Raw genomic sequence first — 10,140 nt, forward strand, 5'->3', positions numbered from 1 at the left:
GCAGTGCTCCACGAAACCGACCAGACAGGTTCAGGGACTGGCTACCTCGCCGCACAAGAGTCACTGCGCTCTACCGCCAAGTGGCTGCTTGCGGCCTTTGCCGGCGCGGGCGCCGCCCTGGCGGCAGGTCTGCAGTTGACAGGCCTGGGCGAGCTGGCTGCCGACTCTTGGCGGCTATGGACGTCCGCCGCAGCCATTACCCTCGCGTTGGGAGCCTTGGGTTACATGGCAACCAGCGCCTCGGCCGTCCTCTCCCAGGACTGGGTCACCCTCGCCTCATTCAGCACTGAATCCTGGAATGCGAAGGTGACGTACAAGCCCACCCACGAGCAGCGTCGACGATTCAAGAAGATCGAACGAAAAATTGACGCCAACCGATATGAGCTCTACGGCTACGCTGCACCAGATATCCCCACCCTGCACCGCAAACTGCATCTGGCCGATGACATGGTGAATAGCCCAACAGCCGCCGAGGAAGAACGCAAGGCGGCACTTCAGCAGATCATGGAACTGCGCGCGGCCGCACGAGAAGTGGTCGAGTGCGCTAACTACTACGAGACAGTGGAATTGTTTCGCCAGATGCGCAGGCGCCTTGCCTGGGCATCCGCTGCCGCCGTGATCGGCTTAGGTGTCTTCGCCTACGCAGCCAACCCGCCTCAGCCGGATGCACCGCTTGACGTACGAGTACACCTCGCTTCTCCCCCGCCCACCGGATGAGAGATCGCCTCAGGGTTGACGCGAATCGCTCGCGCTCTGCAGCTCGACGACCACGAAGCCGCGCCTGACGCTGTTGCCCTTGAGCTCATCGGATGCCATCTCACGGTAGAGCATGGTGTACCCGCAGCCCAGCACCACAAGCCAGTGCTCCTTGGGAGCTTGCGCCCCGGGGAAAGGCGGGCCTCCTGTCGAGATCTGTCGGATGTCGGAGGCCAGGGTGTCTAACTCGGAGTCGGGGAGCTCTCGAATAAATCTTTCGACAGAATCCCCAAAAACGATCTTGCATGCCATGCGCTTCCCCCCTAGGTGTAGATTCCAGCCTAGTCCGGGCAGCCCGCCATTGCCTGTGGTCTTCGCAGGGTATTTTCGGATTTGAAGCTGCTTCCCCGATGCTCATGACCGGCCTCAAGCACCTTCTCGAATGATTGTTCCCTTACTGAGCCTGAACTCGTGAACCGTCCGCCGATGAGGTCGCTGCGGTACTGGATCGTGCGAAGACCACGCCAGACGACCTGGACCAGGTGGTGGGGGCTGGTGAAAGCGAACGCCACAGATCGGTCTTGGTCCACGCCGCGAACCGGCGATACGCGGTGGCCGTGGCCGGAAGATTCCGCACCGCTCGACTACGTCCGCCAGGCCCGGCAGTGGAGATGCTCTGGCCCCGGACGATCGTGCAGACCTGTGTGGTGCATCTGCTGCGGAACTCTTCCCCCTATGCCGCCCGCCAGGACCGGGACAAGATCGCCAAGCTCCTCAAGCCGGTCTACACCGCCACCACCGAAAAAGCCGCGCTGGAGCGGTCCGCCGAGTTCGCCGATGCCTGGGGCCGGAAGTATCCGGCGATCGTGAAACTGTGGGGGAACGCCCGGGAGGCGTTCACTCCGTTCCTGCGGTTCGACACCGAGTTCCGCCACATCGTCTGCACGACGAACGCGATCGAGTCGGTGAACGCCCGCATCCGCCGGGCGGTCAAGGCCCGCGGGCACGTCCCGAACAAGCAGGCCGCCCTGAAGTGCGTCTACATGGCGATCATGTCCGTCGACCCCACGGGCAAGGGACAGGCTCATTGCACCACGCGCTGGAAGACCGCGCTGAACGCCTCCGACATCACCTTCGACGGCCGCCTGTCAGCAGCCCGCCAGTAACCCCAACTGCCGGGTTACACCGACCGTTTGACAGACTCTGATCATCGGATTCGCCGTCTATTGGGCACTCCCACAGCTTTGCGTACCCGCTCTGTCCGGGCAGGCCCGGTGGGCTTTCGTGCGTCGAGTTGCGCTCAGATGACCGCAGCGCCGAACCACTGGGGAAGCCGGTCGAGCAGATCCTGCTGATCGTCACCGACCCACACCACGTGTCCGTCCGGCCGCAGCAGCACCGCGGGCGCGTCCAGTTCCTCGCTGATGTCGGCGACGTGGTCGACTCGATCGGCCCAGCCTGCCACCGAGAGGCGGCCGGTCTGGTCGAGCAGCAGCCCTCGGCCGCCGTGCATCAGCTCGTAGAGACGACCCCGCTTCAGCCCCACGTCCCGCAGCCGTCTGCCGAGCAGTTCATGCCCCTCGCCGAAGTCGTAGCGGACCCCGATCGCCGTGATCTTCTCCATCAGATACCGGTTCACCTCCTCGAAGCCCATCAGTTCCGACACCAGTCGGCGCACTGCTTGGGGACCGGGCTCGATGGACATCAGCTCCATCTGCGCGCGGGTGTTGTCCAGCACGTCGGCGGCCACCGGGTGCCGTTCGGTGTGGTAGCTCTCCAGCAGTCCCTCCGGTGCCCAGCCGTTGACCTCGGCGGCCAGCTTCCAGCCGAGGTTGAACGCGTCCTGGATGCCGAGGTTGAGCCCCTGCCCGCCGGTCGGCGGGTGGATGTGCGCCGCGTCGCCGGCCAGCAGCACCCGGCCGGTCCGGTAGTGCTCGGCCAGCCGGGTGGCGTCGCCGAAGCGGGAGAGCCAGCGCGGTGAGTGCACGCCGAAGTCGGTGCCGGCGAGCTTCCGCACCTGCCGCTTCAGTTCGTCCAGGGTCGGCGGGAGCGTGCGGTCCTCGGCCACCCCTTCGGCGGGCGCGACGAGGCGGTACACCCCGTCCCCGAGTGGCATGGCGCCGAACCGCTTGTGGGTCTTGCGCACTTCGGCCATCACGGCGTTCAGCGTGTCCGGCGACGCGGTCAACTCCACCTCGCCCAGCAGCGTCTCGGCCCTGGAGGGCTCGCCGGGGAAACCGACACCGAGCAGCTTGCGCACCGTGCTGCGGCCGCCGTCACAACCGACGAGGTAGCGCGAGCGCAGCCGTGTACCGTCGGCAAGTTCGGCGGTCACCCCGTGTTCGTCCTGGCTCAGCCCGACGAGTTCGCAGCCGCGCCGGATCTCGGCGCCGAGTCCGGTGGCGTGCTCGGCAAGCAGGCGATCGGTGATGGTCTGCGGGATGCCGAGGGTGTACGGATGCGCGGTGTCCAGCTGGTTCGGCGCCGGCTTGTTCATGGCGGCGAAGAAACCGCCGACCGGGTGTTGCTTGCCGAGCGCGAGGAACCGCTCCAGCAGACCGCGCTGGTCCATCACCTCGACGCTGCGCGCGTGCAGGCCGAGCGAGCGGACCACCCTGGTCGGCTCCGCCTCCTTCTCCAGCACGAGCACGCGCACGCCATGCAGCCGCAACTCGCCGGCCAGCATCAAGCCGGTCGGTCCGCCGCCGGCAACGATCACATCGATCATGAATCCCCCATTCAACAAGATTGCATTTCGGCCAGCTGCCCCGCGCAGTCCGGCGGAGCGCACACCCGGACCTCCGCGCCGCGTGCTCGCAACCACACCGCGAGTCCCACGGGCGGTTTCACGTCCCGCAGAACCCACAGCCAGCAAAGGCGCACGTACTTCGCGAATCCCGGGACTCCCCAAGTTCTGGCCTCGGCCGACGATTCTGCGCCACCACCCGGGCCTTGCCGCAAGGCCCCCACTGCGCTATAAGTTGAGAGTGGCAAGGAGTAGGTAACCCCTCCTTGCCTTTGCTTTTTGCCATCCGCCGCGAATGGACAAGCCCCTCCCGCATCGGGGCCCGCGACGCGGGCTCGGAGCCGAGGCGTGGTCGCCAAAGGTGGCGGTCCTCGCCCATACCCCACCGTGTATGAGGGCCGGCGTTCCGGCTGACTGGGTGCATCAACGCGGGGCGTCGCCGGGTGCCAGCAGGCTGGTGACTACGGAGAACGCTATGGCCGATGGCTTGAAGTAGCGGCGGAGGTTCTCCGGCTTCTTGTGCCGGGACTTGGCCATGAGCATCAGTAGCGAGGTGCCCTGCTCACCGAGGTGAGGCAGGGCGGAGTGGCCCTGCTCACCCGGTAGCTCGACCGGGACGGCCGGGCGGCCGACCCGTCGGCCACCACAGGTACTCGTGCGGGTCCCAGCCCGTTCCGCGACCACGCACCGCGGTGTGCATGTCCAGCAGGGCGTGGGCCTGTCCGTAGGAAGGCCGGGACGGCCCGGCATCCGGGCACACGTCACGGGGGCTGACGACCCTGCCCGGCCCCGGGCGGCGGTGCGTGACGAACACCGGCCCTCGGGTTGGTCCTTTGAGCAGCCGAGGCAACAGCCGGGCGGTGCTGGCGTCCCAGTAGACGGTCTCCCCTACGTAGTGCTCGCGCGCGCCTGGCCCCGGCGACAGGCTTTGGCACGGGGCGCCCTTCGCGGCGCCGGTCCGGCGGGCACGCGCTTGCGCCGCAGACACCGCATCACTGTTGCGGACCCGGCCGCGGCGCAAGCTCCGGACCTTGTCGGCCGCGACTTCACGGCAAGCGAGCCGAACACGAAGTACGTCGGCGACACCGCCCATCTCGCGCTGGACGGCAGGAAGTTCCGGTATCTGGCCACCCCGCCCTGAAGTGCGTTTACCTGGGGATCATGTCCCTCGATCCCGCCGACAAGGGACAGGCCCGCCGGATTATGCGCTGGAAGACCGCGCTGAACGCCTTTTTGACATCACCTTTGACGACGCTTGTCAGCGGCTCGCCAGTAACCCCAACTGCTCAGCTACACCGAACGTTTGACATGCCCTGACGTGGCGAATGAGTACCTGCGCACCTTTGGTGTCGCGTCGGCGGTGACCTGGGCGCTGCCGGTGCCGTGCGGATCGCTCGGGAGGACCTGGAACCGGCTGATCGCCATCCCGGCAAGAACGGCTCACAGATCCACTGGATCACCGAGCGGACCGCCCTGACCTGTCCAGCGGCGTCTGCGCCGCCAACACCCACAACAGCCAGGGCCCCGCGAACTTCGGCAGATCGCGGGGCCGGCGAGGTCGGGCGGCAGGCACTCCTCAGGCGGCGCGCAGCCGGTCCTTGTGGGCGCTGCGGATATCCCGGAGGTAGAGCAGGGCCACACAGGCGATGATCCACGCGGCCAGCACGGCGAGGCCGGACCATAGGCCGTCATCGTGGAAGTAGGACATCCCCTGGAGAGCGCGCACCCCCGCGCCGACGGGCAGTACGCCGGACAGCGGATCCAGCCAGCCGGGCAGGTAGAAGCGGGGCATGACGCCGCCACTGGTGGCGTTGCCGAAGATCAGCAGGATCACCGAGGCGATGGCGGCGCCCGCGGATCCGGTCCATTTCACGATCGCCATGGTCGCGCCTCCCGCTGCCATGGCCATCAGGGCGGTGACCGCGGCCGTGCCGGCGAAGGAGCCGGGGAGGGCGCCGAAGCCGGTGTCGCCGGCGAGGAGGGCGACGATGATGCCGCCGAGGGCGCCGAAGAGGCTCAGGCTGGCGATGCGTTGGCGAAAGCGCAGAGTGGGCGCGGCCTGGTAGGTCATCATGCCGAAGAGGTAGCCGGCCAGGACCAGACCGAAGGCGGCGTAGAAGACCGACAGGCCGCGGGTGTCGCCTGCGGACGCCGCGAGGATGTCCTGGGCGGCCGGGGGCGGGCTGTCCTGCGCTGCGGCCTGGGCGAAGGCGGCGGTGAGGGTGGCGGTCACAGAGGGGCCGTTGGCGCCGGCGTACAGCAGCTTTCCGCCCTGTTGGCCGCGGCTGGGGACGTAGGCGGCGTAGACCTCGCGGTGCTCGACCGCCTCGCGGGCCGCCGCTTCGTCGCCGTAGGTCCGCACGTCGAATCCGCCGGATATGGCCCGCTCCAGGCCGGCTTCCAGCCGGTGCGCATCGGCAGTGGTGCCGACGACCGCGACGGGGAGATCGTGCGGGCGGGGAGCGTGGAAGGCGGCGAGGTAGACGCTTACGAAGATCGTCCCGATGGCGAGCACCACGGCGACGGGCAGCAGGACGCCCTTCAGGCCGGAGCGGGGATGCGGTTCGGGGGCGGGGTCGGGTATGTCCTTGTGGGTGGCCGGAAGGGCGTCGGCGAGGTGGAGGGAGTTGGGGGGTGGCATGAGAAGAACCGTCCGCGAGTTGTAAGGTGCCTGATAACTGAAGTAGTAAAACATAAGATGCCTTACAAGTGGGGTCCATGTGAGCGAACAGCCCGTCCACACCGGCTATCTGGCCTGGCACTTCGCCCAGGCCATGGGCAGCCGCCTCGAGAGAGAACTGCGCACTCTCGACCTGAACCTCGCGCAGTACAACGCCCTCCAGTGGGCCGAGCGCCAGCCCGGGATCTCCAGCGCCGACGCCGCCCGTCACGCCGGCATCACCGCCCAGTCCATGGGCTCCGCCGTGGCCAGCCTCACCGACCGCGCATTGCTCACCCGCTCGCCCCACCCCACCAACCGCCGCATCCTGTGCCTGCACAGCACTCCGGACGGCTCCCGCCTCCTGGAGCGGGCACAAGAGGTGGTCCGCCAAGTCAATGAAGAGGCGCTGGCGGTTTTGGAGCCCCAGGAGCGGGCCTCGGTGCACCGCCTCCTCAACCGTCTGGTCACCCACCTCAATCCCGGCGCCCTGCCCCCCACCTCCGGCCCCACGGCAACCCCCGACCCGTGAAACCGCCCGCCCTACCCACCGGCGGCAATCCGCGCGGGGGAACCGAAGGGCCGCCCCGGCGCACGCGCGGCGGCGGCCCGGTTCTCGTCATACTTCAGAGCTACGCAGCAGAAGTGCCGGCCCTTCTTCAGCGCGCGCAGCTGCTCCCAGTCCGCCTCCAGGTATGCGGGGACGACCGTGTCGACGGAGGCTCGCGCTCAGGCCGACCAGCTGACCGCGGTCGAGGAACCGCCGAGCCACGAAGGCCGTCACGTTTCCCCTATATGTGATCACTGCGCTCAGTTGCGGTTGTTTCCGCGAAGTTCGTCGTCGGTTCGGGTGGGCTGGGGCATGTCGGTACTGTGTGGGGATGCTGACCGTCTGGTCGGCGTCTTCCTGGGGGGATGACGAGACGAGGGTTATGCCGGAGCAAGCGAGCCCGCCTGCGATAGCACCGAAGGAACCTCTGGCCACGTCGGCCGAGGCGGCACGGATGGCGGCGCTGCGCCGTTACGACATTCTCGACACGCCACCGGACGGTGCATACGACCGAGTCACGGCTCTGGCCGCGCGCCTGTTCGAAGTGCCGGTGGCGACGGTGACCATCGTGGACGAGGACCGGATCTGGTTCAAGGCCACACACGGGCTGGAAGGCGTCACGCAGATCGGCCGCGATCCGGGCCTGTGCGCCTCGGCGGTCCTGACTGATGACACCACCGTCATCCCCGACACCCTGCTCGACCCGGTCGCCTGCTCCAATCCGCTGGTCACCGGCCCGATGGGGGTGCGGTTCTACGCCGCCGCTCCGATCATCACCACGGACGGGTACCGGCTGGGCACGGTCAACATCCTCGACACCCGCCCCCGCGAGATCAGCGAGGAGGATTCGACCACGCTGGCGGACCTGGCGGCGGTGGTGCGTGACCAGCTTGAGTTGCGGCTGTCGGCGCTGCACGCGGTACGCGCCGAGCAGGAGCGCCGCAAGGTCGAGCAGGAAAAACGCCAGGCCGAGGAAGAGGCCCGGCAGCGCGCGGAGCGGGACAAGGCTGCTATCGCCGCGTTCGCCTCCACCTTGCAGCGCACCCTGGTGCCTCCCGCACTGCCCGCGGTACCCGGGCTGGAACTCGCCTGCCACTACAAGACCGCCTCTCCGCAGGAAGTGGGCGGCGACTTCTACGACGTCTTCCCCGTCGGCGGGGGCCGGTGGGCGTTCTTCCTGGGCGATGTGTGCGGCAAAGGCGCCGAAGCCGCCTCGGTCACCTCACTGACCCGCTACACGCTGCGGGCCGCAGCCCTCGTCGACGCGGACCCGACGGCCGCGCTGAATGCCCTGAACACGGCGCTGCTGCTGGACGCGGCGGTCGGCACCCGCTTCTGCACCGCCATCTTCGGCCTGCTCGATCCCGCCCGGGACGGCGGTTTCACAGTCACGATGGCCACCGGCGGCCACCCGCCCGCCTACCACCTCACCCCTGCCGAGGGCGTTGGTGTACGGGTGGAGGCGGTCCGCGCCAAGGGGGGCATGCTGGTCGGCGCATTCGCCGAAGCCGCATTCGCCTCACGCACCCTGCACCTGGCACCAGGTGAGGGACTGCTCCTCTACACCGACGGTCTGACCGAGGCCCGCACCGCCGATGGCCACATGCTCGCCGACACGGGCCTGACCGACTTCCTCGCCCGGCGGCCGGCGCCGGTCAGAGCCGGCGCCCTGATCGACGACACCGTCGCGCTCCTGGACACCCTCCCCGACACCGAACGCGACGACGTGGCCCTGCTGGCCCTGTCCGTCCCCACCCCCGATGCCGCTCCCGCAGGCATCACCACCACCGCTCACAGCGCCGCCGCCCCAACCGCCGACGCCTCCGTCGGGCAGGAGAACCGACGCCCATGACCGACGCATTCCGCATCGACGTCCCGCACACCCAAGGCACCCTGGCCGTAATCGCACTGTCCGGTGAATTCGACCTCGCCGCCGCACCCGCCGTTCGGGCCCGCGCCCTGGAACTCATCGCGAACGGCCACCCCCACCTGGTCGCCGACCTTTCAGGCGTCACCTTCTGCGACTCCTCAGGACTGGGCGCCCTCGTCGGCATCTGGCGCTGCGCCAAGGACGCCGACGGCTCCCTGACCCTGGCGGCCATCCCCGACCGGCTGAGCCGCCTGCTCAGCGTCACCGGGATGGACACCTTCCTGCCCGCCCATCCCAGCGCCGACACCGCGCTTGCCGCACGCCAAGGCAACCGCACCACCGCCTGAAAACTCGCTCGCCGGGGCGGTACCGACAGCGGGCCCGCACTGCACAGCCCGGCCTTTCTTCCCGCAGAGCACGGGGGCATGGCCAAGCGCGAGTCGACCCGCTGGTGCGCGCACCCGATGCTGTGGTGCGCACCAACGATGCCCGGCGTCCACTCCACCGCGTGGAGTGGACGCCATCGACGGGAGTGGGGGCCGCGTCTTCACCCGGTACGTTCCTCCTTGACTTCAGCTCAGAAGGTCAAGGAGGAACGCATCGCCTCCACCGTCTCCACCTGGGGCCCTTTTACCGCACCCGCGCCCATCCGGTGCGGTGGTGCGGTCAGCGGTGCAGAGCCACCACGTTCTCCACCACCGCCTGGGACCACGCCATCTGTGGGTCTGTCAAACGTTCGGTGTAACTGGGCAGTTGGGGCTATGGCGGGCCGCTGACAGGCGGCCGTCGAAGGTGATGTCGAAGGCGTTCAGCGCGGTCTTCCAGCGCATGGTCCAACGAGCCAGTCCCATGCCCGTGAATTGGAGCGCTGACGGGTTCGTTCCGGCGCCCCGTGCGGGAGTTGTGGCTGTTCACGCAGGTCGGAGACGTGGGTAGACGCTGCACTCGATCGTGTGGGGATCTGACGATTACTCGCAGATTCCAGGAGTTCCCTCCGTAGTTTGCTTCCTTGTGACGGATTCCGGGACTCGTCGCCTCTCTCTCATCACGGGCCGCGACGTAGCTGTGAAGGACCGGCCTGCCGAGCACGTGCCGCCGGAGCCGGGCCTGGCTGACGTTCTGATGGGCCTGTCACCGCGCACGCTGGAGTCGTTGGTCCAGCCGGCGCTGGAGATCTGCTCGTACCACGACATCATGCCGTGGCACATGACCTCGCGGCAGCTGGACAAGTACTTCGCGGGCCGGGGAAGCGGCCGCGGCACACGACGGTCCGGTCGAAGATCAACCGGATCGACTTCTACTACGCCTTCCTTGAACAGCGGTTCGCCGGCGGATCCACCGTCGGTTCGGCTCGGTGGTCGAGTCCCCCGTCGATGCGTTCAACCGGCCCTCCGGTCGTGACCGCCGACCGCGAACTGCGTGAACGCGTCAGGGCGTACGGCGCCGAGTGCGTCGGCCCTCGGACGGTGCGGCCCGTCTGAGCCTCGACTCCGACCGGCCGAGGCCCGCCCGGCCTCGCCTGGTGCTGGCCGCGCGGGGCGATCACAGCAATCGGTCCACCAGGGCGTCGACGTAGTCCGGGGTGAGCGGGTCCATGCCGAACAGGACGCGGATGTGCC

At 68.3% G+C, this 10,140-nt stretch carries 8 protein-coding genes and 3 pseudogenes; 7 read left to right on the top strand and 4 right to left on the bottom strand.

The annotated features are described in order from the left end of the window. Nucleotides 1–3 precede the first annotated feature (3 nt). Nucleotides 4–717 (top strand): hypothetical protein, encoded by a 714-nt coding sequence (locus N4G70_RS35720; protein WP_261716946.1) that lies wholly within the window; start codon nt 4–6, stop codon nt 715–717. A 9-nt stretch (nt 718–726) separates the two neighbouring features. Here the strand turns inward: N4G70_RS35720 and N4G70_RS35725 are convergent, their stop codons facing one another. Next, nucleotides 727–1,008 carry a hypothetical protein gene (locus tag N4G70_RS35725; RefSeq protein ID WP_261716947.1) on the bottom strand — a complete coding sequence of 94 codons (282 nt, stop codon included), beginning with the start codon at nt 1,006–1,008 and terminating at the stop codon, nt 727–729. Between the two features lie 350 nt (nt 1,009–1,358). On the opposite strand from N4G70_RS35725, the pseudogene N4G70_RS35730 reads away from it, so the two are divergent. Beyond that, nucleotides 1,359–1,862, top strand: a pseudogene (locus N4G70_RS35730) (transposase); the annotation flags it as partial. 134 nt (nt 1,863–1,996) lie between these two features. Here N4G70_RS35730 and rox read toward each other — a convergent pair. Continuing rightward, the gene (rox, locus tag N4G70_RS35735; RefSeq protein WP_261716948.1) at nt 1,997–3,424 is read right to left on the bottom strand and encodes a rifampin monooxygenase; all 1,428 of its coding nucleotides are present in this window, start codon (nt 3,422–3,424) and stop codon (nt 1,997–1,999) included. 441 nt (nt 3,425–3,865) lie between these two features. Continuing rightward, nucleotides 3,866–4,378 (bottom strand): annotated as a pseudogene (locus N4G70_RS35740) (hypothetical protein); the annotation flags it as partial. Between the two features lie 37 nt (nt 4,379–4,415). Between N4G70_RS35740 and N4G70_RS35745 the strand changes: the two are divergent. After that, a complete protein-coding gene (locus N4G70_RS35745; protein ID WP_261716949.1) occupies nt 4,416–4,583 on the top strand; it encodes a hypothetical protein in 168 nt (55 codons plus the stop codon). A gap of 435 nt (nt 4,584–5,018) precedes the next feature. Here N4G70_RS35745 and N4G70_RS35755 read toward each other — a convergent pair whose 3' ends face one another. Beyond that, nucleotides 5,019–6,083, bottom strand: a complete 1,065-nt coding sequence (locus N4G70_RS35755; RefSeq protein WP_261716950.1) for an ABC transporter permease — start codon at nt 6,081–6,083, stop codon at nt 5,019–5,021. Between the two features lie 79 nt (nt 6,084–6,162). Here N4G70_RS35755 and N4G70_RS35760 point away from each other — a divergent pair, with 79 nt between their 5' ends. The 4 genes and pseudogenes from N4G70_RS35760 to N4G70_RS35775 all read left to right on the top strand — a co-directional run. Next, complete coding sequence (locus tag N4G70_RS35760) at nt 6,163–6,633, top strand: MarR family winged helix-turn-helix transcriptional regulator (RefSeq protein WP_261716951.1); 471 nt, start codon at nt 6,163–6,165, stop codon at nt 6,631–6,633. Between the two features lie 472 nt (nt 6,634–7,105). Continuing rightward, nucleotides 7,106–8,503, top strand: a complete 1,398-nt coding sequence (locus tag N4G70_RS35765) for a PP2C family protein-serine/threonine phosphatase (protein WP_261716952.1) — start codon at nt 7,106–7,108, stop codon at nt 8,501–8,503. Continuing rightward, the gene (locus N4G70_RS35770; RefSeq protein WP_261716953.1) at nt 8,500–8,868 is read left to right on the top strand and encodes an STAS domain-containing protein; all 369 of its coding nucleotides are present in this window, start codon (nt 8,500–8,502) and stop codon (nt 8,866–8,868) included. The genes N4G70_RS35765 and N4G70_RS35770 overlap by 4 nt, the downstream gene beginning before the upstream one ends. A 1,047-nt stretch (nt 8,869–9,915) precedes the next feature. Beyond that, nucleotides 9,916–10,002: pseudogene (locus N4G70_RS35775) on the top strand (NTP pyrophosphohydrolase); the annotation flags it as partial. Nucleotides 10,003–10,140 lie beyond the last annotated feature (138 nt).

This window comes from Streptomyces sp. ASQP_92 (genome assembly GCF_025399895.1).
Taxonomy (GTDB): Bacteria; Actinomycetota; Actinomycetes; order Streptomycetales; family Streptomycetaceae; genus Streptomyces.

Bases quoted from the DNA above. Each gene is read 5' to 3' on its own strand.
- N4G70_RS35725 (WP_261716947.1), bottom strand. From the start codon at position 1,008: ATGGCATGCAAGATCGTTTTTGGGGATTCTGTCGAAAGATTTATTCGA.
- rox (WP_261716948.1), bottom strand. From the start codon at position 3,424: ATGATCGATGTGATCGTTGCCGGCGGCGGACCGACCGGCTTGATGCTG.
- N4G70_RS35755 (WP_261716950.1), bottom strand. From the start codon at position 6,083: ATGCCACCCCCCAACTCCCTCCACCTCGCCGACGCCCTTCCGGCCACC.
- N4G70_RS35765 (WP_261716952.1), top strand. From the start codon at position 7,106: ATGGCGGCGCTGCGCCGTTACGACATTCTCGACACGCCACCGGACGGT.
- N4G70_RS35770 (WP_261716953.1), top strand. From the start codon at position 8,500: ATGACCGACGCATTCCGCATCGACGTCCCGCACACCCAAGGCACCCTG.